Source organism: Verrucomicrobiia bacterium (assembly GCA_019634635.1).
Classification (GTDB): domain Bacteria; phylum Verrucomicrobiota; class Verrucomicrobiia; order Limisphaerales; family UBA9464; genus UBA9464.
This window is the reverse complement of the sequence record JAHCBB010000050.1, coordinates 1-22,218: the sequence shown is the minus strand read 5'-3', so window position 1 is coordinate 22,218 and position 22,218 is coordinate 1. Positions and strand designations below refer to the sequence as shown.

Here is a 22,218-nt window from a genome sequence, read left to right as displayed (position 1 = left end):
ATTCGAGCTTCACACCACCAGGCAGGAGCTTCACCCCACCAGATGCAAGCCTCACCCTGCCCGGAAGGAGTGTCAGCCCACCCGGGGAGGAGGTTTGCCTGGCCGATCAGGCGGGAAGTCCGCGAATTGGCGAACACCGACACTGTTCCCGGCTTGTCCCGGCAGTGGCTCCCGACCAAAATCCGCGAACGATGACCTCGGGAGAAGCCCTCGAACTCTTTCAATCCACCGGGGCGCTGCTCTCCGGGCATTTCGTCCTCCGGAGCGGACGCCATAGCCGCCAGTTTTTCCAATGCGCCCAGGCACTCCAACAGATGCCCGTCGTCGAACAATTCGGCGCCGCACTCGCGGAAAAGGCACGGTCCTGCGGCGCGGTCACCGTGGTGTCCCCCGCCATGGGCGGACTGGTCATTGGACAGGAGGTCGCGCGCCGGCTGCGATTGCGGTTCCTTTTCGCCGAAAAGGAGGACGGCCGCCTGGTCCTGCGCCGCGGATTCCGGATCGGACCCGGGGAACGCTGCCTGGTGGTCGAGGATGTGGTGACCCAGGGAGGGCGGGTCCGCGAAACCATGGAAATCATCCGCGGCCACGGCGGCGCGGTCGCCGGCGTGGCGATGCTCGTGGATCGTTCCGATGGCACCCTGGATCTGGGGGTCCCGACCTTCCGTCTGATCCGGCTGGAGGTTGAAACCTTCGCCGAGGATCAACTGCCGCCAGATCTGGCCAGCACGCCCGCGATCAAGCCGGGAAGCCGCTGATCGAGGCCGCGTCGCGGTCGAGAATCCGTTCCCACTGTTTTCGGTGGCAGTCGAGGGACCCCTCGGTCCAGACGACGAACCGGGCCCGCTTCATCTTCTCCACCACGGGCCATTGGGCCGCATTGCGTGACGCGATCTGCGGCGGGGTCCAGCCGCGTTGCTCCAGTCGCCGCTGTTGCGACGTCCCGGTGCAGGCGAGGCAGACGACACTGGAAAACTCCGCCTCGTATCCCTTCTCAAAAAGCAATGGGATGATCACCGCGGCCCGGGAACATCCATCGCGCCGCCACGTTGCCACCTGGGAACGCCAGACGGCCCCGATCCTCGGGTGCAGGATCGCCTCCAACCGCTCCCGGGCCCCGGCGTCGCCAAATACGATCTCCGCAAGCCGCGACCGCCGCAGCGACCCGGATTCATCAAGCACCCCCCTCCCAAACGCCGCCACAACGGCCGCGAGACCGTCGGATCCGGGTGCGGTGCAGCTTCGAGCAACTGCATCGGTATCCACACAGGGAACTCCCAGCCCCTCGAGGATTCCCAGGGAAACCGACTTGCCCATCCCAATGCCCCCGGTGACGCCAAGGAGGATCATGAAGCCCAACCCCCGCCGGGGTCGGCCGGCGGCGGATGCCTTACGGGCGGACAACCACCCGGTAGCTCTTGGAGGACGCCCCTGGATCCATCGGTTCCTCCAAGATCATCCTCTGGATATCCGTGGAATTATTCTTAACCGTCTTCACCACGGTCCAGTCCCCGCTCGTCAGGTCCCGGGTGGACTGCACCTCGTAGCGCTGGCCCGGGGCGCCAACCCATTCCACGCGGAAATGGGGCGGCGTCGTGCTCACGATCGAGACATGGCTCACCACGACCAGGTCAAACGGCGAACTGTCCAGTCCGTTCACCACGCCATCCCCGTCGGAATCAATCGTCATGCTCTCCCGCAAACCGCGGGGCACCTGGACGGAGGACCCATCGCCGAGTGTGACGGTCACGAGGGCCACGGGTTCCTGACCCGACCCATCCCGCACCCAGCGGAGAACGCCACCCCCGGACGTGACGTAACCGTCGAGATCCGCCGGATCCACGTTGTCACTGGTCGAGGCGTAGTAAAGGGTCAGGCCTTCGTTCAGCACAAGGGAGGCCTCCAGATCTGAGAGCAGCAGATCCCCAATCTCGAGGCGGTCCACATACAGGCCGTTGACGCTGTCCACCGGACTGATGGTGATGACACCACCAATGTCCACTTCCAGGTTCAGCACGCCAAGTGCGGCGTTGTCCACGTACCCCGTCGTCGTCGGGCCCAGGTCACTGCCCGCCCAGAAGGAGTCGCTAAACCCGAACGGCGCCGTGGTGAGGCTGACACTGGTGCCCAGCAGGCTTCCGGAAGCCGGTTTGACGGCAAGGATGATGCCGTAATCGGCGGACAGCTCGCCTGGGAAGTCGGCTCCCCCGTCCGTCAGGCTGCCGGGGACGAACAGATTGAGAAATCCGCCGGCGGTAATCCGGGCGCCCGACAGGCTGGCATCCGTAGCGTTGACGATCACATCGTAGACCGCCTCCAACACGCCGCCATCGCTCACATAGCTCGAGGTGTTCAGCTGCACATTTCCACCCAGCGCCTGGATCCGGCCCGAATTCTCGATCACCCCGGCCTGAAGATTGATTCCCGTGGACTGAATCACCCCGCTATTGGCAATGACTTCTATGCTTGGGCTGGGAAGGAATCCAAGACCAATGAATGCAGGGGCCGAGACGGTCCCGGAATTCGTCAAGGTGACTAAACCCGGAAGATTGGCGTCCGTCATCAGGTTGGTTTGACCCTGAAGACTGAGAGTGCCGGAAACATTAAGGTTCCGCACATCGCCCGAGAGCCGGCCGTCCACGCGAATGGGATCGCGAAGATCCACGTTCGTGGCCCGGACGCGAAGGTCGTTGAGCCGGATTCCCGTGCCGGTGGTCAGGAAATTCTCAATCACCGTGACATGATAAATCGCCGTAAAATTGGTCGAAGTTGCCGTACCGCCCGTGTCCGTCGGGCAATCCCCTTGGATGTCAATCACTCCGTCTCCATTCGTGTCACAGCCGTCGGGAATCCCATCGCCGTCAATGTCAATCGGCGTGCCACCACCGCCCGCGGTCTCCTCTCCCACGGCCTCCCAGAAGTTGGTGAAGGTCGTGGCCCAAATCCCAAAGCTGCCGCCGAAGCGCGAAGGCGAACCCCGCGCCAGATCCTGAACCACCAGGTTTCCGTTGGTGGCCCCCAAGTCAAAGTTCAGGATGGGCGCGTCAATCAACGCGCCCCGCGAACTGATCAAATTGTCGGTGGTGAGACTGACGAGGCTCTGCCCCTGAAGGCGGGCGTTGTTCAGCGTGAGATTGTCCCCGCTGATCATGACCCGGCCTGCCAGGTTCGTGACACTGACACCAGTACCGGCAGGCAGCGTTGAGGGAAAGCGTTGCAGTTCGGCGGCCCAGGTGGCGTAGCGGTTGGTGACGACCAGGTTGGTCATGGTCATGCCGTCCGGATACGCGTCGTCCACCCAGACGGTGAACATGCCATTGTAGAAGTCGGTGTTCGGCGTGACCGGCCCGATCGGGAACCCGGGCACATAGCGCAGCGGGAACCCGCGGAATGCGAACAGATTTGTGGGTTTCTGGGAGTTGAACGTGGCGTTGTTCAGCAGCAGGACCTCGTTGGGCTCCGATCCGAAATTGTCCACGATGACGAACTGGGTAGCTGCGGTTCCGGGACCGCTGCTGATCAGGTCGGGCGCGATGGTGGTAAAGCGCACGTAGGCGGTGAGGGCGGGCGAATTGACCGGATCCGGTCCGGGAGCCCAGCTTACATCAATTTCCACATTGGGATCCGGATTGTTGACGAACACCACCTCGAACTGCTGGTTCGTCTCCGAAGGCTGGTCCTTCCAGACAAACGCCAGCGCGTCCACCAGCGTCAGACTGGTGAAGGGCCCCCCCTCGTCATCGGGTTGGGTGTTGACCTGGGTGTAGATCCGGAAATTGGGCGTCTGAACGACCAGACCGAGGAAATCATCCATCTGCGCGAGGGAATTCAGCACGATCCCCGATTCGCTGTAGCGCCACCAGTTGTCGCGGACATCGGTCTCCGGATAGAAATCCGTCTCTCCGAGACCCACGGCGGGCGTCCGGGTGAACGCGGGTGCGTTTGGCGTATACCGGTCCGTGCGGAAGGAGCTGAACGGTATGGGCGTGCTGCCCACCCGGCTGTTGGAAAGATCCACATTGACGCCGTGAATCTGGATGTCGCCGGCGTAGAATCCCTCAATCGTGCCCCGATTCACGATATTGGTCGCGTAGATGCTGACGAAGCCCCCATAGAGCGGTTGCAGCGGATTCGACCATGGTCCGAGGTTCTGGGAGAAATTGCCAAACTCCCCGCTGATCGTTGCCCCGGGCCCGTTGTAGAAGGACGAGGCGTATCCGCGAGTCCCGGCATCCGTGACATAGTGAAAGTTCATTCCAGGGATCACGGAAATGGACCCACGATTGGTGAAGATTAGTGTGTTCTGCGTCTCGTAGGCAATGACCGGGTTGTTGACGAAGCTGCCGAAGAAGACGAATCCCGGCTGAAGGAAATTGCCCGTAATCGTCACCGGAGTGCCGATGCTGATGGTCCCGGTGTTCACGAAGACGGTGGCATCAATGACCGCCGGCTCCGTCATCAACCCTTGGTTGAGAAACAGCGGCGACGGATCGGCAGTCAGGGACTGCGCGGCCATTAGTGAACCGCAGAGCAGCGAGGTGAGTTTCTTCATGGTCTCCTATTCCTTCCGTTCGCCTACTGGCCAAAGAGCCGCGACTCTAATTCGCGCGCTGTGGCTCCCTGAGGGTAGACCACAGGCGTGTTCGTGCTTCCATCAAACGAGCCCCAGGTGAAGCCTCGGATACCACTGCCCTCGCCGGTGTTGAAGACATTGAACAACCAGGGGCCCACCTTGTTCAATGCGACTTCGACCCCGGGTTCGATGATGCCGGGGCCGTCCGCAGGAAAGGTACTTGCACCGGGATTCTGGGCGTAAGTAAACGCCATCCCGGTTACCGCATAAACGTAGGGCTGAGCGAGGTCCGGATACGTGCCGACATCGCGTGCAGTGAACAAAATGTCCGGCTGGATGATGGTTCGCTGGGTCACTGAGCGGACCAGAACACCTTGGGCGTTAATGAAGTTGTCCGGATAGCGGACGACCACCGGGGCAACGTACCGTCCTAGCAGCGGGTCGGTGTCCACCCGTACGAAAGCGACCTTGCCAGGACCACCGCGGCCTCCGATCGGCGCAGCCGTGGCATCAACAATCGGCCCATCCACCGTATTGGTGAAGCCAAAGAGTCCTCCGCCGACGACGGTCCATGCCGAGCCAGGGATGGGATTCAAGACCTCGAATCCGACGATGGACCACGGGGAACCGCCGCCACCGCCACCGCCGCCACCGCCGGTCGAACCCAGCGGTGCCGCCTGCCAGTTGGTATTTCCGGTTCGGTAAAGATACCGGAGGCCGCCGACATCGTCCCGCGTCAGGCCCGGGTAAAACATTCCGAATGATCCGAATACGGCACGCGATGGGCCGTAAATCTGCTGGTAAACCCTGGGGTCTATGTCACCAGCCTGAACGCCAGCAATCGCCGCAACGCTAACGTTGGGATTGGCCACATTGACACTGATTTCCTGGCAGTCCGAGTAATCCGGATCCAGAACCTGAACCATCTGGTAAGAGTACAGGGTGTTGTTGACATAGGATGAGAATCGCCAGGTCACCGGATCAAAATTTCTCTGAATGACGAGATATTCATAAGCCTGCGGATCCGTGTCGGGAATCGGGACACGACTCCGGAGCGTCCAGGTATAGCGTTCGGGCGCTCCAAGACCCATCTGCTGCAGGAGGATCGAGAGGGTATGGGACTTGACGTCCAAGAGCCTCAATTGCTGCGCCGTCGTATTGAATCGCGTCGCCGCCAGTGGATATTCGGACAGCAACGGACTCATATTCTGCACCGTCGGCAGGTTGTTGAGGATCGCCACCGCAGACTCTACGGCATTTACGCCTGCCTGCCCAAAGAACTCCACAAAGGAGGAATCGAACCCATAGACAAGGACCGGAGATCCAATTCGGTACTCTTCACCCAGGTTCATGGGCCCTCCCTGATCGCCAACTTGCGCAATGAGCGTGAAGGGTGGGTTGTAGTTGATATCCGGCGTCTGCCACTCAGCAAATGGCCCCAAGAGGGAGAAGGCCCCGGCGAAGAAGGCGCTTCCGGCGGAGAGGGTCGCCGCGGCGAGGATCTGGGATGCAGAGCGCATGGTTCAGCGGAGAAAGTTCACGCGGTAATAGACGTTGGCGGGAGAATCGCCCGCGGGCGCGGAGTCCGAGGCCCCCGCGGCGAGTCTCGGAAGGCCCATGTCGGACCAATTCCTCAAGTCCCCGGACCACTGCGGTTGGTACACGCCACCGGCGCGGGTGTTCCAGACCAGAAGCGGTCCTTGAGGGGTGTCCACGACGGACACCAGAAGAACACTGCCGGGATCGGTCGGATCGGTACCGGCGAGAAACTCATTCCGGTTTGAGACGCCGTCACCATCGGAATCCGTCGCGGGTGACGGCCAGAGGGCCGGGTTGTTGCCGAAATACTTGCGCTGCCAGTCGTCCGGAAGGCCGTCGGCGTTGTCGTCCTCCCCCCAGGTCGTCGCCTCTGCCGGTTCCGACACCGGCGAAACCCGGCCGTCAGCCAAAACGTAGGCAATCCGAACCGAGTGGGTGCTGGACGGCGGCAAACCACCCAGCGAATAGCCGGCCTGGACCGTGCGGACCGGGGTGGAGGCCCCGTCCACGAAGACATCATATCCGGCCACCGGCAGACCACTCACCTCGGGCCAGGTGATCATGAGGCGGGAGGCAGAAGCCGCGAACAGGTAGGGCGCCCCGGGGGCGGGCAGCGGCGCCTGGGCGCGGGCGAAACGCTGCGCCGCGAGATCCATGCCCCGGACCACACCGTTGAAGGTGGACCAGACGACGATCAGCCTGCCGGAGGCGTCCGCAGCCACCGTCGGGGTCAACTGGTCTCCCGCAGTCTTGGTGTTGACGACGAACTCATCACCGAGGCGCCCCCCGTCAACCGACAGCCACTGGCCGACGACCCCTTCGGAGTAGCCGTCGCCATCCTCACTGCGGTAGATGACCAGCGCCGCATCGCCCGAAACCGCGAGCCGGGGCATCAACTGATAACCGCGCTGGCGGGTGTTGATGAGGAAGTCCGCCCCTTTGGGCTGTGTGTCACCCCAGACCCGCCCGTAAACATCCCAAGTCCAGCGGGTATTGACATCCTGATGCTCGGACCATGCGACCATGAACCCGCCGCCAGGGAGACCGGCGATGGCCGGCGTCGCGCAGGGACGCCGCGAGGTGTTCACCAGAAACTCATCGCCCACGAACGACCCGTCCGGAGCCAACCGGCGGGCGTAGACATCCACGCTGTTGAAGAACCGCTGCTGTTCGGAGATCCACGAGACGACCAGCCCGCCATTCCCGGTCGCGCAGACCACAGGATCGCGCTGGTTGGCCGGCTCGGTCTGATTGACCAGAAATGGTTCACCTGCGGTCTGACCGGATGCGGTGAGGCGCCGCGCTACGACGGCGGACATGTCGCCATCCACACCGTCGGCCGTCCATACCACCAGCACAGTGCCGTCTCCGGCCACTGCGAGATCGGGGTCCTTGTGATCTGTTCCCGGGCCGGAGAGCGTGAATTCGGAACCGGCAAACTGACCATCCGCCCGCAGCACCCTGGCCCGGATGACCTGGGAACCCCGGACGCCGCTCTGCCACACGATGAGGTTGGAACCGTCGTTGAGGATGGCGACCCGTGGATTCTGCTGGTCGCCGGTGCCGTCCTCATTGACGCGAAGGGAACTCAGCCCGGACAACTGGCCGCTCAGCCTGCGGGCGCTGACGCCGAAACCGTCGCCATCGGTCAGATTGTCATGCCAGACCAGGCAGCCTCCATTGGCCCGGAAGGCAAGCGACGGTGCCAACTGGTCTCCGAGCGGATTGCCCGCGGGAGCGTACTGGGTGCCCTCCGCGACCAGCGGGGCCGGCAGGGGGGCGGCGACAACCGGCCACGCGACCCCAAGCAACCCCGCGAGGCAGCAGATCCGCCAACCCGGGGCGGGGACCTTTCGGAATCCGGGCAGTTTCGCGAAGCGCATGGGACTGGACGGGATCACTGGGACACTCACGACAAGTTAGGCTTCTCGTTCACTATCGCAAACTGTTGTTGGCGCCTCGGGAACCTCATCCGGGGAAAACCCGGGCGATTCCCTGAAGCGCCTGCTGACAAATTTCAGTCGGCCTTGAATCCCGTCTGCGGAGGGATGTAGGCCGGATCGTAGGGCAGGTTGTTCGGGTCGTTCACCCGTTTGCCCGAAGGATCAATGATGGTCGGGGTCACGAAGATCAGCAGGTTCTTCTTTACCGCCACCGACGCCTCGCTGGTGAACAACCGTCCCAGCAGGGGGAGGTCGCCGAGCACCGGCACCTTGTCACGGGACTTGTTGGAGTCCTCGGTGATCAATCCACCGATGACCACCGTCTGACCATCCCAGACAATCGCGGAGGTCACCACCTGCCGGGTGCGGAGCCTCGGGAGCGGCAGGGCGGCGGTGATGGGAATGCCGAGGCTGTTGCCGGCGACGGACTGTGCCACGGGATTGAAGGGACCCGGGTCGTCGTAGCCGAGGAATTCCGTGAAGCTCGGGATGAGGGTCAACTGGATCGAGACATCGTCGGAGGAAACGTAGGGGATGACGTTGAGTTCCGGGCCGAACGGAATGGTCTGCACGTTGTACTGAATCGCGGAACCCACACCGCCGCCGGCATTCTGGAAGCCGGCGCCCCCGCCGCCTGCCGCGGCACCACCGCTGGCATTCTGCTGGAGGTCCACGCCGGTGACGATGGTGCGCACATCGGCAACGACGATCTGGGCCTGGCGTCCGCTGAGCGTGGTCACCTTGGGTGTGGCCAGCACGTCGGCGCCCGTGCGCTGCTCCAGGGCGGTGATCACGATTCGAAACTGGGGATCCGTGAGGATGCCGGTGATGGTCGCAACCGTGGGAATCTCCTTCTGGTTCCGGTTGATATCCGTGAAACTGGTGCGCACTCCGGAGGTCAAGTTTCCATCGGTTGCGTTGGGAGGAATGGTCGTGTCAAACTGGTTGACCGGTGTGCCGCCGGTGCCGTCGGAAAACGGGACCCCGGGGAAGGTTCCGTATGGGTTTGCCGTGGAACCCGAGGCGGTCGGGTTTCCGAACGACGGCGCCGTGCCCCCCTGCCAGCCCACCTTGCCACCGCCGGTCAACCAGTTGCCGATGTAGTACTGGAATCCAAGCGCCTTGGCGTCAGCCTGGGTGACCTCCGCAAAGCGGGCCTCAATTTCGACCTGGGGCGGCGCCACGTTCAGCACCTGGATGGCGCGTTCGATGATGTCGAGGTCCGACAGCGTCGCCCGGACGAACAGGATGCCCACCCGGTCGTTGAAGAAGATCGCCTTCTGATTGGCATTGGGATTCAGCGGCTGCCCGCCGGGCCCGAACTGGGCCTGCTGGGCAAACGCGCCGCCGCCGCCAAGACCCGCCTGGCCGGGGATCGTCGTGATCGGGAAGGTCACACCGCATGCGGAGAAGAACTCGCGAACCATGACCTGAACGTTGGCCTGAAGATTGGTCCGGGTGACGTTGGCGAGGCCGCCACGGCCGAGCCCGCCACCGCCACCGCCACCGAGCCCACCACCACCGCCACCACCACCGCCGCCAAGACCCCCAAGGCCGCCGCCCGAGGCGTCCACCCGGGGTACAGTGAAAATGCCGCCCTGCCCGCCCTGACCACCGGCCCCGCCACCGCCGCCGCCGCCACCCGCACCGCCGCCACCCTGGCCGCCGACCGCCAGATCACCGAAGGGAAACCCGATGACGGACTCCAACCCCTGCATGAAGGTGTTGGGATTGACCCGATACGTGCGGGTGTACAGCGGAGGTTCCTCGGGGAGCTTCTGGGTGAACACGATCGCATAGTCCTCGACAGAATAGTTCAGCGGTCGTTCCGCCACCTTGGCGATGGCGTCAATGGCATCGGCAAGGCGGATGTTCCGGAGCGGGGGGTTGAGCCGGATGATGACGTTGTTGAGGTCCACCGGCTCGGCGGGTGCCGACGGGATGATCTGGCCGGTGTTCGGGTCAATCTGTGAGGTGGCCTGCTGCGTCGGAGCATCCATCGTCGAGTTGATGATGTAATTCAACCCGCGCTTCTCGGGATCGCGCGCCCGGGTCTGCTCGTCGAGATACTTGACGACCTCGATGAGCGGCACGCCGTCGAACTTGATTTCGTTGAGGATGATGCGGTCCAGCTTGGCCTGAATCGCCTGACGACTCCGGCTGGTGTAGATCTGGTTGGTCCGGGCGAAGGGGTTGTGGTCGGGCAGCCGATTCTTGGTGGGGGTCCAGGCCTGCTCCACCTCCAGGAGCATGTTGCGTGTCGTCAGCTTCTTCTCCTCGGAGGCGCGACTGAAGCGGGCCTGCTGGAGCAGCTCCAGATAGTATCGGGCGGTCCGGTTCTCAGGCTGCAGTTCGCGGGCCTCCTCCAGCAGCCTCTGCGCATCGTCAAAACGACCCATCTCAAACATCAGCTTGCCATCCTGGGCGAGAACTGCCGCCTTGGCATTGTCCCTCTTGACCTCGGGGATGAGGGCGAGCGCGCCATCGCTGGGCGTCTTGTCCGCGAGTTCCGCAATCCGCGCGTCATTGGCATTCTTGAACGCCACGGCGGGCGCATTGGACGGGTCCACCCTCACGGCCCGGCTGACCTGAACATTGGCCTCCCGATAGTCGCCCCGGCTCGCCGCAGCCTCGGCGAGTTGGAGGCGGGCACCGGACAGCCCGGTCCTCACCGTGGCGCGCTCCTTCTCCGCCGCAGCGCCCAACTGGTCGCTCAGCGACAGCGCATCCTCATAGAGCTTCGCCGCGGCATTGAAATCCTTGACGTTGGCGGCGGCTTGAGCGGCCTCGAGGGTCTTGCGCAGGAGAATCAGCTTTTCCTGGCGTCGGACCGCCTCCTCCGCTGCCGCCGCCTGTCCGTTGGATTGGGCGGTGGCGATGGGTGCAACGGCGCACAGGAGCAGCCAAATGAGAATTCGGGACAGTTTCAACATGGTGGATGCGGTTGAAAATGCTGGGAGATGGGGAGGGGCGGTGGCGGTGGAAAACAGGGGGAGATTAGAGTGTGGACGACGGGATGGTCGTCCGAGTGCCGTTGGGAGCGGAAACTACAATTTCATCTTTTCCGATGGCAACAATCTTGTAAATCGAACCGAGAATATTGATGGAGTCGTCCACGCGACGCCTGGGGTAGTCCTTGTTTTCAAATTTGAGGTCCGCCTGGTAGCCGCGGGGCCGGGAGAACGGCTTCTCCTTCGCCAGCGTGGCCCGTTCGCCCCCGTCAATCAGCTCGATGACCACTTCGCCGGCGGAATCCTTGGGGCCTCGAACTTCGCGGAGGTAGAACCAGTCGTTTTTGGTGCCTTCGGTGAGCGACACCGTGATGGGGCGGCGGTTGGAAACCTTCTTGTCGTACTCCCGGGTGACCCGGAACTGGTAACGGAAGGGGTCGCCCGTGCCGGTGGGCCCCAGATATTCGATGGTCAGGGGGAGCGCTTGAGTGGCAAGGAGTTTCAGCGCATTGGCCAGGTCGCGCTCGGGATCCGGGCGGGGCACGCCGTCGTTGCCACGCTTCCAGCGGATCGGATTGAACACGTTGTGGTTCGGCGGAAACTCCAGGCGGTGATTCTGGGAGACCTGTCGGAGCGCGGCGAGGTCATTGGCGAGCTCGACCGGCTTGAGCGGCTTCTTCTTGATGGATCCGGTCTGGCTCAACTGATCGGCCAGCGTGGAGCGCACGGACTCCACCCGTTGAGTCAGCCAGAAGGCCGTGACGGCAACGACCAGAAGGACAACGCTGAAGATCAGCTTCTCGTAGTGTTTCTTGAGGAAATCCATGGCGGCCGCGATAGGCGAGTTACTGATTGGCGTCGGCTGGCGCAGGCCCCGTCGGACCCGGGCGCCCACGGGATCCGGGAGGTTCTTTTGCAGGAAGCAGGCTGATGATTTCCAGGCCCAGCTTCACCTGGAGAGGTTTCTCATCCAACACCACCTCCCCGGGCCGTCCCGTGGTCACCGGCTGCTGCGGAGCCACCGGCATCTGCTGCGGGCGGGGGCCAAACATGCCGTACCGCCGGGCGAGCGCGGGATCCATGCCCGGCGGCAGGCCCGGGATCGCCATGGGCGCACCAAAGGCCGGCTGGACCGGCGTGCTTTCGAGGCTGCCCCGCTCGACGTTCAATGTCTTGATGACGAAGGCCTGAGGGGCGTTGACAAGCCCGGTGATGACCTTGGCCAGCTCCGGACTGAAGCCCTGAAAAACGACCTCGTAAGGGTAGGTCACCGTGTTCAAGGCCGTATTGGTGACGACCTTCTTGCTCAAGAAATCCCCGCTGCCGGCCAGCTCGTTGGTGCCGACCGACGAACGCTTCAGGGAGACCAGGGAATGAACCTTGGCGTCGAACAGCACGCGGGAGATCACCGCGAGGTTTTCGAGATGCGCCGCCAGGGGAGCCAGGGACGAGGCCGGCAACTGGAGCTGCTTGCGCTGGTCTTCGAGGGTGAAGCTGTAGGAAGAGAAGCTGGCCTTGTCCGGCAGCTTCACACCGGCCAGTTCGGCCTCCCGGGCGAGGTCAGCGAGCGTGGACTCGAGCAGCGATTTGAACGACGCATTGTCGAGGGATTCCGGCAGCTCACGAAGGGCAAACTTCTTGCGCGCATCCCGGATGAAGGCGGTGACCCGTTCCTCCTCCTCGCGCGCCAAATCAATGTTGGCCTGCTCGGGAAAGGGATCCCGTTTGACGAGATCATCCAGCTGCTGGCGCTTCGCCTGCAGCTCGCCGTCCGCCATGGACGATTCCTCCATGGTGCCCAGCGTGTACCAGAGACCGACACCGAGCAGGACGACGGCGACCGCCAGCCCGATCACAAAACCGAGGTTCTTCCGGACCCACTCCATATCAGAGCTTGATGGGGCGCTTGAGTTTCACCTTGAGCGGGAAGGAGAAGGAGGGCGAATTCTCGCCACCCTGGTCCAGATTCCCCGACAACTGGGTTTCCGTCTCGTCAAAAAGCGGGCTGGCCTTCATGGCCCGCTCCACCTCGTAGGCAATCTCCCCGTTCGCCCGCGGGTTCACATTCACCGCCCGCACCGTCAGATTGATCACGGCCACCTCGTTGGTGTTCGCAGCCGCCTTGGGCTTTGGTCGTCCGCCGTCCGCCGGTGCGGCCTCGGCCGACCCGTCCCCCTCGCCCTCACCTTCCGGCTTCCGCGGAACAAGCCCGTAACGCCGCGCCAGAATGGGGTCCATCATGTAAAAGTTGCGGGCCCCGCCGGCCGATTCCTCCTCCGAAGTGTCCACGGCAGGCTTGGTCGGCTCCGTGGACAGCAGTGTATCAATCCAGATGCTCACGGGGACCCCGAGATTGGCGCGGACGTCCGACTCCGTCGTCTGGAGGACGCGCCCGAGGTTGGAGAGGATGTCCGACCAGTAGATGCGGTCCTGCAGCCACGTGCTGAACTGGGTGGCATCCTCGGTGGCCTTCCTGAGTTTGCCCTCGGCCGCTTCCAGCTGGTTTTTCTTCATGTCCAGGGGCTGGACGCGCTCGTCAATCTTTGCGAGGCCGTCGCGCTCCACAGCAGCCACCTTGGAAAAGAACCAGCCGACGGCGAAGGTGCCGACCACCGCGGCGTAGGCAGCGGCCAGGAGAAAGGGCTTCTTGGCGTTGAACTGCTGCCGGCTCAGGGAGGCCTTGGGCATCAGGTTCAACTCGATCGGGCACTGCGCCACATTGCGAAGGCCGAGACCGACCACCTCCCCAAACTGCGGTGCGATCGGTTCCAGCTGGGCCACGTTGACCCCTGCGTCAATGTCCACACTGCGGAAGGGGTTCATGAACTCGACCGGAAGGCCCAGTTTCTCCTCGAAGAACTGCGCCGCGTACGGCATCAGCGACCCGCCACCGCAGAGGAACACCCGGACCGGCGCGGCACCGCCCTGCTGGGTGCGATAAAATTGGATGGTCTGATTCACCTGCAGGTGCAGCCGGGTGAGCACGTTGCGGGCCACCTTGGACACGGCGGCAATCCGGGGATTGTCGGGCTCCTCGTAGGCCCCGCCGAGGCTGACGAAGCCGTCGGCCAGCTTGAACTTCTCCGCTTCGTCGAACCGCAACTTCCCCTCGGCGGCAAACTCCTGGGTGATGGCGTTGGCCCCGACGTTGATGCTGCGCGCGTAGTAGCGGGACGCCTCAAAGATCAGCACGTTGCTGGTCTTCGCCCCGATGTCCACCAGCAGACTGCAGCCCTCCTGGTCGCCGTAATTGTAGCGGAACGTGTTGGCCAGCGCCCCGATCGAGGCGTCCACCACCTCCATCTTGAGCCCCGCAGCCTCGCCAGCCCCGAAGAGTTGCTTCTCAACGACGTCGGTCTTGATGGCGACGAGCAGGACCTCCAGTTCGCCTCCGGCGCTGGTGCCGAGGATCTGGTAATCCCAAGCCGTCTCGGCCAGGGGGAAGGGGACATTCTGCTGCGCCTCGTACTGGATGATCTGGGTCACCTTGGAGGTGTCCACCGGCGGCAGCTTCACAAACTTGGAGAACACCTGGAAGCCGGGCGCGCACAAGTTGACACCTTTGGCCGCGAACCCCCCCTCGGCGAGCAGTTCGGTCAGGGCCTTCTTGACCACCGCCTCCCGCGCCGCGTCCTGCGCCCCGGCGAGTCCCAACGGCTTCAGGCCGAAACGGAGCAGCCTCAGGCCGCTGCCCTCGACCGCCTCGAACTCGGCGGCCTTGAGGCAACCTGCCCCGAAATCAACCGCCAGAAATGTTTTCGATGACTTCAACATGGGATCAGGTCTCCCGCCGCCCGCCGCCAGTCTCGCGCCGGACTGGAACCCTCCAGACGGCGATCAGGACTGGCGAAAGCGACCGCGTAGGTAAGAAAAGCGTTCATGCCGGTCAAACAGAAACCCCGGTGCTTGGGAAAAAATTACATCTGTTTACGAGTTCAAGGCAAGCGCTTTGTCATTGAATCGCCGCCGCCAAAGAAACGCCCGCTCGCGACCGCAACGGTAGGGATGGGACCGGGGAACCCACTCGCGAACCCGTTCGAAGCCGGACTCAAACCGTCGGCGGACCTCCGCCACCGACACCCCGAACGGCGGGCCGGCAGCGTCGCGGGGTTGCAGGTAGTGAACGGCGAGGAAATGGCCGCCCGGACGCACCCATCGCTCCACGGCCCGCACGTAGGCGTCGCGTTGTGCGGGAGGAATGGCGCAGAACAGGGTGTGCTCGAAGAGCCAGTCCACACGCTGCCGCGGCCGTTGCCGCAGGAAGTCGCCCACCCGGAAGGTGACGGGAAGACCCGGTGGCACCAGGCGCCGGGCCGCGGCAATCGCGGTCGCCGAGAGGTCCAGGGCGCTGACTCGAAATCCCGCGGCGGCCCACGCCAGTGCGTCGTGTCCCCGGCCACATCCCGGCACCAGCACGCGGCCGCCGCGCTCCAGGCCGGCGGGCCACGCCGCCAGGAAATCCTCCAACCCCGGGGCCGGTGCCCCGTGGTCCCATCGCGTGTCGCCCGCCTGGTACAGCGATTCCCAGTCCACCGGACGCCCCTCAAGCTCTCCCGCGGTCAGCAAACGATCCCACGAGACCCCGTCGAGCGATTCCAACGCGAGGCTCGGGGAATGTTCGAGGAGGTCCGGCATCGGATCGCCCCCCGTCGCCACGGCAACGCACCGTGCCCCGATGGCCTGAGCACACTCAATGTCGGCACGCGTGTCGCCCACCACCACCACGTCGTCACCCGACAACGGACTTCCGAAGTGCGCCGAGCCCCGGGCCATCGCAATCCGGGCCAGCTCGTTCCGATCGGGGTGATCGTCCCCGAAGGCACCCAGCACGAACGACTCCGCAAGCCCGTGCGCCGCCAGCTTGAGCCCCGCACCCAGCCGGATGTTTCCCGTCAGCAGCCCCATGACCGGGGGTGCCTCCAGGTCCGCAACCGACTGCATCAGGGCCGCCACCCCCGGGCACAATTCCCCGGAATGCCCGCGCAGGGCTTCATCCAGAAGAAACACGTAGGCATCCAGGAAACGCTGCCGCTCGGACGGCGTGTCAGGCAGGGCATGAGCCCGGAGAAACTCGCTGACGATCGCCCCGTCGGTCCGTCCGTGAAATCGCAGCCCGTTCACGCCGTCGGGAATCCCGTACAAACGGTCGGCGACTCGGGCAAAAGCCCGCACCCCGGCCCCTCCAGTCCGGATCAGGGTTCCATCAATGTCGAACAGCACGAGCCGCGCTCCCACAGGACAATCCTGTCCCCGGCCGGAATGTGCGCCAAGAGCGAAGTCCCCGAAACGTCCGCCGGGCATTGCGTTGACCGGGTGGGGTGAGGCTTCGCCGAACCGCACGGTCGCCGGGAGTCGGGCCCTTGGGAACTCCACCCGCGGACGTGGGAACCGACAATCCCACCCGCCCGGGCACCCCGCGGGTGCGCCCCCCCTCAAGCCTCCAGCACCGCGCGAACCCGCTGACGGGCAAACTCCACCAGGGTGCGGTCCTCACGCAGGTCGCCGAACCGCAGCGGCGGGGCGCCGCTCTGATCGCGGCCCGCAAGCTCCCCGGGACCCCGCAGCCGGAGATCCGCCTCGGCCAGCGCGAAGCCATCCGGACACGATGCCACCACCTCCAACCGCTCCGCGCCCTCCGGTGTGGCTCCAGGACCGGCAACCAGGATGCAGTGGGATTCGTGGGCTCCGCGTCCGATGCGACCCCGCAGCTGATGCAGTTGCGCCAGGCCGAACCGCTCCGCGTTCTCCACCAGCATGATGGTGGCATTGGGCACATCGAGGCCGACTTCCACCACGGAGGTGGCGAGCAGAACGCCCAGCCGGCCCTCGCGGAACTCCAACATCACAGCGGATTTGTCCGCCGCGGACATGCGTCCGTGCAGCATGCCGACGGCATGGGGCGCCAGCTCCCTGCGGACCTGCTCCCAGTCCCGCGTCACCGCCTTGACCTCCTCCGGCACCGCCTCCCCCCCTTCCACCCGCGGGTAGACCACGTAGGCCTGGCGTCCCCTGGCAAGCCCGGTCCGGATGAACTCCCAGACCTTCGGCAGCGCCTCCCTCGAGCGCACATGGGTGCGGACCGGGCGCCGGCCGGGGGGAAGCTCGTCGAGGATGCTGACATCGAGGTCGCCGTAAACCGTCAGGGCCAGGGTGCGCGGGATCGGCGTGGCCGTCATCACCAGCAGGTGCGGGTAGCGTCCCTTGCGCAGGAGGCGATTCCGTTCCGCGACACCGAATTTGTGCTGCTCGTCAATGATCACCAGGCCCAGCCGCTCCATTTGAAATCCCGGCTGGATCAATGCCTGGGTGCCCACCACCACGGAAGGCGTCCCGTCGGGCATCGGCCGCCCGGCCCCGGCGTCAGCGGCGGGTTTCCGGCTCCCGGTGACGAGGGAGACCTCGATCCCAAACGGAGCCAGGGCGGTCCGGAATCCATCGGCCAGCTGGCCCGCCAGAATTTCGGTCGGGGCCATCACCGCCACGCTGAAGCCGGCCTCGAGCGTCATCAGGGCCGCGCACTGCGCCACAAGGGTTTTCCCGGAGCCGACGTCACCCTGGAGCAGACGTCGCATGGGCACGGGGCCACGCAGCCCGGCTCGAATCTCACGCAGCACCCGGGTCTGGGCACCGGTCAATGGAAAGCCGACGCCGGCAAGGAATGGACGCATCCAGCGGTTGTCGCCGGCACAGGGCAGGGCCGTGGCATGCCGTTCCAGGTGCCGGCGCCGCTTCAGGAGCCGCCACTGCAATTCCACAAACTCGTCGAGGGCCAGACGACGACGGGCTCGTGCGGCCGCCGCCGGAGAATCCGGGAAATGAACCGCCCGAAGCGCCTCGCGCCGGGCAGGACACGGCTCTGAGGTTCCCTGCAACGATAGCTCCCCGGCGGCTTCCGGAACCGGGAGCCCACCACCGGCAAGGCCGAGTTCCGGACGGGGTTCCGCGACCCGTTCACCGAACTGCTGCAGCGCCTGCCACACCAGGGATCGCAGCGGGCGTTGAGCCAGCCCCTCGGTCAAGGGATACACCGGCACCCAACGATTCAGGTGCACGGTCTCCTCGTCCCCCGAGACCACCTTCTCCGTTTCCGGATGGTCCATGGTGCGGGGGCGAAGGGACTGGACGCGCCCAAACACCAGCAGGTCGTCCCCGACCGCAAACACGCGCTCGAGGAATGGCAGATTCCACCACCGGCAATGGAGGCGTGCCGTCCCGTCATCCACGACCATCACAAAGACGCTTTTGCCGCTGCGAAACCGGTTGACTCCGAGGGTCACGACCCGGGCCCGGACCGCAACCGATGCCCCGTCCACCACGTCGCGCAGCGCCACGAACTGTCGCCGGTCCTCATACCGCCGGGGTCGGTGCAGCAGGAGGTCTCCAATGGTGCGGATTCCAAGGCGTTCAAGCTGAGCCCCGCGGTCGCCCCCCACGCCCCGCAGCACTCCAACGGGGGCGTCCAGGCCGGTGGCACCCTCGGAATGTCGGACGGGTGGCACGGCCCTCGGGTCCGCATGACGGCGTTCCGGAGGGGACAGGTCCACGCCCAGAACCGTCTCACGTTTTGCCCATTCGGGCGACCGGCAACCTCCCGCTGGGCGGGGACAAAATTTAAGGGGTGAAGCGCTGCCTGCCAGTCAGCAACCAAAGGCGGTCCGGAGCGTCTCGCGACTCCGCGTGGCAATTCGTTCCGGGCCCTCTTCGAAATCGAACACCTCCACCGACACCGTCCCGTCATACCCCACCTCCCGGAGGGCCCCGGCAATGGGCACAAAATCCACCGACCCAAACCCGGGACCCTTGAGGTTCACATCATTGGCATGGAAATAGGCGAAGCGGCCGCCCGTGGACCGGATCACCGAGGGGATCGGGGGCCCTTCACTGGCCATGGCCTTGACATCGAGCATGATCTGGAATGCTGGGGACCCGACCGGCTCCACCAACTCGCGCGCCTCCGCGACGCTGTTGAGGAAGTTGGTCTCCGAGGGAGCCAGAGGTTCGATGCAGATCACGACCTCGCGCGATTCCGCCCGGTGGATGGCTTTGGCGAAGGTGGTGCGGGTCCACGCCAGGCCCTGCTCCCGCGGAACGCCCTCCAGCAGATCGCGCCGCCTGGGGGAGCCAAAGATCAAAAAATGACCGCCGAGGTCCGCACAAAAATCCACCGCGGCCGTCAGGTAGTCCGAGGCCCGGTTCCGAACTTCCGGGTCGGGATGGTTCACATGGAATCCCTCGGTGTAGGCCAGCACCCAGTGAATTCCAGAGATCTCCAACCCGGCCGCCTCCGCGGTGCGGCGCAATTCGCTTCGCCGGGCCCCGTCAATGGCCGTGACCAGCGGTGCCAGGGTGAATGGGGCCACTTCGAGAGCCCCGTATCCTGCCTCCCGGACAAACCGGCAGGTTCGCTCCCACGGCCAGTCCTTGAAGATCTCGTTGCAGATCGCGAAACGCATCGGACGACGGTAGGCCACCCGTTCCGCGGGTCGAGGCGGGAAACGGGCCGGAAACCCGGATCACCCAGGGGGCCGTCCGTGATCGCCTCCCGCCCGTCGCGCGGCAAAGAACGCGCGGAGCATGTCGGCAGCCTCTTCGGCCCGGACACCGCCGTTCACCTCGCATTGATGATTCAGCGTGGGAAACTGAAGCAGGTTGAGGGCACCGCCCGCGGCGCCGCCCCGGAGGTCCGGGGCGCCGAACACGACCCGGTCGAGGCGGCAATGCACCATCGCGCCGGCACACATGGGGCACGGTTCCTTGGTGACATACAGCGTGCACCCGTTGAGCCGCCAGTCGCCCGTGGACTGTTCCGCCATGGTCAGGGCCAGCATCTCCGCATGGGCCGTGGCGTCCTTGAGCAATTCCACTTGATTCCCGGCACGCGCGAGGATGCGTCCTTCCCGGACTATGACCGCGCCCACGGGGACTTCACCCGAGGCCGCAGCCCGCGCCGCCTGGCGCAAGGCCTCGCCCATGAACCGGTGGTCGGCGTCGAAATCCGCGTCCATCGCCTCACTCCCGGGCCGGACGCGACTCCTCCGGCGTCCACACGGTCGGCCCATCCGGACGACACCGTCCATGCACCGCAAAAAATCCCCCGCGATGCGTCCAAAAAGCAGGCCAGAGGCATTCGCGGTCGGACGCGGGGATTGCGAAGCGGTCAAGGTCCTCGCGGGACGCGAAGGCAAATTCTCCCTCGTCATGGGCCGGCGGCAGCCGGTCCAGGCGCGGCAGGATCTCGAAGAGGAACATCAGCCAGTGACGCTGTCCCTCATACCCGTGCTCGCTGACGATGCCTGTCAGCCGCAGGTCCCGGGGGCAAAGATCCATTCCGAGTTCTTCGTGGGCCTCCCGGCAGGCGCAGGCATGCGGGGACTCCCCGATATCGGCCTTGAGCTTGCCGCCCGGTGGCGACCACAAGCCTTCGTTGGGGGGCCGCCGCCGATGCATCAACAGCACCTCATCCTGTTCATTGAAGCCGTACAACAGCGTGGCGATGGCATGCGGCAGCTTCATGAACATGGGGACGCAGACAACGGCCCGCGTATCGTGGAACCAGTCCGCCCCGACCGGCAAGCCCGGCACCCGCCGGTCATAGCGCCACGATCCGCAGCCATCCCGCCGACCCAAACACCTCCCGAAAGCCATCCACCGCCATCTCCGCGGCCCCAACGGACTCAAACAGGGCAAATGTGGTGGAACCGCTGCCCGACATGAGGGCGCCGAGGGCGCCATGCCGACACAGGTGGTCCTGGTGCAGGGCGAGGACCGGATGCTTCTCCAGCACGGGTCCCTCCAAGGCGTTGAACCATTGATCCACGGCTCCGCGGACCTCTCCATCGAGAAAACGCCGTGCGACCTCCGCCGCGCGTCCGGGCCGCCCGTCCCGCAGCTCAGGGAAGCGGCCGAGCTGCTGGAAGGCCCAGGGGGTCGGCACCCCAAACCCGGGGTGAAACAGCCAGAGGGCATACCCGGCAAGCGCGGCGAACGGAGGCAGCGGCTCGATGCGCTCCCCGCGACCGAAAGCCAGCGCCGGCCCTGTCTGGAGAAAGAAATTGACGTCGGATCCCAGTCCGGCGGCTAGCCGTTCGAGCGCCCCGGAATCCAAGGGCTGTCCGAACAATTCGTTCAATCCGAGGAGCGTGGTGGCGGCGTTGGCGCTGCCGCCCCCCAGGCCGGCGGCCAGCGGAAGCTGCTTCTCCAGGTGGAGCCGCACCCCCGACTTCACTCCGGCCTCCTGGAGGTACGCGGCGGCTGCGCGGTGCACCAGATTCGAGCCGTCCACGGGAAGCTGCGGGAGATTGCAGGTCAGTTCGATGCCGGATTCCCGGTGGTCCATGGTGAGTTCGTCATGAACCGGGACCGGGAAGAACAGGGTTTCCAAATCATGAAAGCCGTCGGAGCGCCGCCCGAGGACGTTCAGGACAAGATTGACCTTGCAGGGCGATCGTCGGACCAGCGCCATAAAAAAACGCGCCAACCCGGGTTGGCGCGCCAGAAGGACCGGTGGCCCTCAGTTCTGCAGGGGATTGAATTCCGAGCCCGGAACGAAGGGCAGCACCCCGGCATCCTGGAATCCAATGAACTGGTCCGAACCAATGCCGAAGTTCCCCAACTGCTGACGCTCCTGGCTGTCGGGAAACACGGGGCCGACCGGATAGATGATGGGGTCGGTGGGAATGGGAAAGGTGACCACTTCAAAGACGCCGACCGCGGTCCGCGCGATGGTGCGGGTGAAGCCATGGACCAGCCCATAGGAGGGCGAGGAATCCATCACCAGCGCGTTCTGCTCGGCAGCCCGCTGCATCTCCCCGAGACGCAACGGCTCGTTCATGTTGGTGATGCCGCGGCTCAGCTTTTTCTGAGCGCTGCTGCAACCGGTGACCAGCGGCAGGGCGCCCACCGCCACCACCACACAGAGGGAACTCAGGGATCGCATGACAGAAGAATTTCGAGAGAGGCTAGGCAGGACGTTTACAGTGGCAAGCACCGAATTGGGACGCGGCTCCGGGTGGAAGAAACGCCTCCGCGATCGTCCGCGTCCGCGTGTGGGGTCTCCACAGGCCCACCTTGCGGTTGCACGCACAGCGCGGCGGAGCCTCGCAAGTATTGAACCTGTCACCCTATTTTCCTTGGTAGGGGCGTGTTTCACCGCGACCCACTTCAATTCCGCTGCGTTCGGGCAAATGCAACGGGGAACGTGGGCAGCGCCAGG

The 22,218-nt window shown here is 64.7% G+C and carries 16 protein-coding genes and 1 pseudogene; 2 read left to right on the top strand and 15 right to left on the bottom strand.

The window, feature by feature from the left end; all coding sequences use genetic code 11:
- Nucleotides 1-191 precede the first annotated feature (191 nt).
- Nucleotides 192-758 (top strand): orotate phosphoribosyltransferase, encoded by a 567-nt coding sequence (gene pyrE, locus KF791_19945; protein MBX3734856.1) that lies wholly within the window; start codon nt 192-194, stop codon nt 756-758.
- On the opposite strand, the gene coaE is transcribed toward pyrE, so the two are convergent.
- The 5 genes from coaE to KF791_19920 form a co-directional block, all read right to left on the bottom strand.
- Nucleotides 739-1,350: a dephospho-CoA kinase gene (coaE, locus tag KF791_19940; GenBank protein ID MBX3734855.1), complete on the bottom strand. Its 612-nt coding sequence runs from the start codon at nt 1,348-1,350 to the stop codon at nt 739-741. The two genes, pyrE and coaE, sit on opposite strands and share 20 nt — an antisense overlap.
- Nucleotides 1,351-1,390: 40 nt before the next feature.
- Nucleotides 1,391-4,552, bottom strand: a complete 3,162-nt coding sequence (locus tag KF791_19935) for a thrombospondin type 3 repeat-containing protein (GenBank protein ID MBX3734854.1) — start codon at nt 4,550-4,552, stop codon at nt 1,391-1,393.
- Between the two features lie 23 nt (nt 4,553-4,575).
- Nucleotides 4,576-6,093 (bottom strand): hypothetical protein, encoded by a 1,518-nt coding sequence (locus KF791_19930; protein MBX3734853.1) that lies wholly within the window; start codon nt 6,091-6,093, stop codon nt 4,576-4,578.
- Nucleotides 6,094-6,096: 3 nt separating this feature from the next.
- Entirely contained in the window at nt 6,097-7,995 is a 1,899-nt protein-coding gene (locus tag KF791_19925) for a fibronectin type III domain-containing protein (protein MBX3734852.1), read from the bottom strand.
- A gap of 134 nt (nt 7,996-8,129) precedes the next feature.
- Nucleotides 8,130-9,482 (bottom strand): hypothetical protein, encoded by a 1,353-nt coding sequence (locus KF791_19920; protein ID MBX3734851.1) that lies wholly within the window; start codon nt 9,480-9,482, stop codon nt 8,130-8,132.
- Nucleotides 9,483-9,543: 61 nt separating this feature from the next.
- Here KF791_19920 and KF791_19915 point away from each other — a divergent pair.
- Nucleotides 9,544-9,738: pseudogene (locus KF791_19915) on the top strand (hypothetical protein).
- Between the two features lie 1,314 nt (nt 9,739-11,052).
- On the opposite strand, the gene KF791_19910 reads toward KF791_19915, so the two are convergent.
- From KF791_19910 to KF791_19865, 10 genes are all read right to left on the bottom strand, one after another.
- On the bottom strand, nt 11,053-11,832 hold the full coding sequence (locus KF791_19910) for a hypothetical protein (protein MBX3734850.1): 780 nt from the start codon (nt 11,830-11,832) through the stop codon (nt 11,053-11,055).
- Nucleotides 11,833-11,851: 19 nt separating this feature from the next.
- Nucleotides 11,852-12,892 (bottom strand): Amuc_1100 family pilus-like protein, encoded by a 1,041-nt coding sequence (locus KF791_19905; GenBank protein ID MBX3734849.1) that lies wholly within the window; start codon nt 12,890-12,892, stop codon nt 11,852-11,854.
- A gap of 1 nt (nt 12,893) precedes the next feature.
- On the bottom strand, nt 12,894-14,780 hold the full coding sequence (pilM, locus tag KF791_19900) for a type IV pilus assembly protein PilM (GenBank protein MBX3734848.1): 1,887 nt from the start codon (nt 14,778-14,780) through the stop codon (nt 12,894-12,896).
- A 153-nt stretch (nt 14,781-14,933) separates the two neighbouring features.
- On the bottom strand, nt 14,934-16,241 hold the full coding sequence (locus KF791_19895) for a methyltransferase domain-containing protein (GenBank protein MBX3734847.1): 1,308 nt from the start codon (nt 16,239-16,241) through the stop codon (nt 14,934-14,936).
- A 197-nt stretch (nt 16,242-16,438) separates the two neighbouring features.
- Nucleotides 16,439-18,505, bottom strand: a complete 2,067-nt coding sequence (recG, locus tag KF791_19890; protein ID MBX3734846.1) for an ATP-dependent DNA helicase RecG — start codon at nt 18,503-18,505, stop codon at nt 16,439-16,441.
- A 138-nt stretch (nt 18,506-18,643) separates the two neighbouring features.
- Entirely contained in the window at nt 18,644-19,459 is an 816-nt protein-coding gene (locus tag KF791_19885; GenBank protein MBX3734845.1) for a sugar phosphate isomerase/epimerase, read from the bottom strand.
- A gap of 60 nt (nt 19,460-19,519) precedes the next feature.
- Complete coding sequence (gene tadA, locus KF791_19880) at nt 19,520-20,011, bottom strand: tRNA adenosine(34) deaminase TadA (GenBank protein MBX3734844.1); 492 nt, start codon at nt 20,009-20,011, stop codon at nt 19,520-19,522.
- A 4-nt stretch (nt 20,012-20,015) separates the two neighbouring features.
- Nucleotides 20,016-20,519 carry an NUDIX domain-containing protein gene (locus KF791_19875; protein ID MBX3734843.1) on the bottom strand — a complete coding sequence of 168 codons (504 nt, stop codon included), beginning with the start codon at nt 20,517-20,519 and terminating at the stop codon, nt 20,016-20,018.
- A 76-nt stretch (nt 20,520-20,595) separates the two neighbouring features.
- Nucleotides 20,596-21,468 carry a 4-(cytidine 5'-diphospho)-2-C-methyl-D-erythritol kinase gene (gene ispE, locus KF791_19870; protein ID MBX3734842.1) on the bottom strand — a complete coding sequence of 291 codons (873 nt, stop codon included), beginning with the start codon at nt 21,466-21,468 and terminating at the stop codon, nt 20,596-20,598.
- Nucleotides 21,469-21,516: 48 nt separating this feature from the next.
- Nucleotides 21,517-21,942 carry an exosortase system-associated protein, TIGR04073 family gene (locus KF791_19865; protein ID MBX3734841.1) on the bottom strand — a complete coding sequence of 142 codons (426 nt, stop codon included), beginning with the start codon at nt 21,940-21,942 and terminating at the stop codon, nt 21,517-21,519.
- Nucleotides 21,943-22,218 lie beyond the last annotated feature (276 nt).

What these genes read in the sequence shown, in the direction of transcription:
- pyrE (MBX3734856.1), top strand. Translation starts at nt 192, where the DNA reads ATGACCTCGGGAGAAGCCCTCGAACTCTTTCAATCCACCGGGGCGCTG.
- coaE (MBX3734855.1), bottom strand. Translation starts at nt 1,350, where the DNA reads ATGATCCTCCTTGGCGTCACCGGGGGCATTGGGATGGGCAAGTCGGTT.
- KF791_19935 (MBX3734854.1), bottom strand. Translation starts at nt 4,552, where the DNA reads ATGAAGAAACTCACCTCGCTGCTCTGCGGTTCACTAATGGCCGCGCAG.
- KF791_19930 (MBX3734853.1), bottom strand. Translation starts at nt 6,093, where the DNA reads ATGCGCTCTGCATCCCAGATCCTCGCCGCGGCGACCCTCTCCGCCGGA.
- KF791_19925 (MBX3734852.1), bottom strand. Translation starts at nt 7,995, where the DNA reads ATGCGCTTCGCGAAACTGCCCGGATTCCGAAAGGTCCCCGCCCCGGGT.
- KF791_19920 (MBX3734851.1), bottom strand. Translation starts at nt 9,482, where the DNA reads ATGGTTCGCGAGTTCTTCTCCGCATGCGGTGTGACCTTCCCGATCACG.
- KF791_19910 (MBX3734850.1), bottom strand. Translation starts at nt 11,832, where the DNA reads ATGGATTTCCTCAAGAAACACTACGAGAAGCTGATCTTCAGCGTTGTC.
- KF791_19905 (MBX3734849.1), bottom strand. Translation starts at nt 12,892, where the DNA reads ATGGAGTGGGTCCGGAAGAACCTCGGTTTTGTGATCGGGCTGGCGGTC.
- pilM (MBX3734848.1), bottom strand. Translation starts at nt 14,780, where the DNA reads ATGTTGAAGTCATCGAAAACATTTCTGGCGGTTGATTTCGGGGCAGGT.
- KF791_19885 (MBX3734845.1), bottom strand. Translation starts at nt 19,459, where the DNA reads ATGCGTTTCGCGATCTGCAACGAGATCTTCAAGGACTGGCCGTGGGAG.
- tadA (MBX3734844.1), bottom strand. Translation starts at nt 20,011, where the DNA reads ATGGACGCGGATTTCGACGCCGACCACCGGTTCATGGGCGAGGCCTTG.
- KF791_19875 (MBX3734843.1), bottom strand. Translation starts at nt 20,519, where the DNA reads ATGAAGCTGCCGCATGCCATCGCCACGCTGTTGTACGGCTTCAATGAA.
- ispE (MBX3734842.1), bottom strand. Translation starts at nt 21,468, where the DNA reads ATGGCGCTGGTCCGACGATCGCCCTGCAAGGTCAATCTTGTCCTGAAC.
- KF791_19865 (MBX3734841.1), bottom strand. Translation starts at nt 21,942, where the DNA reads ATGCGATCCCTGAGTTCCCTCTGTGTGGTGGTGGCGGTGGGCGCCCTG.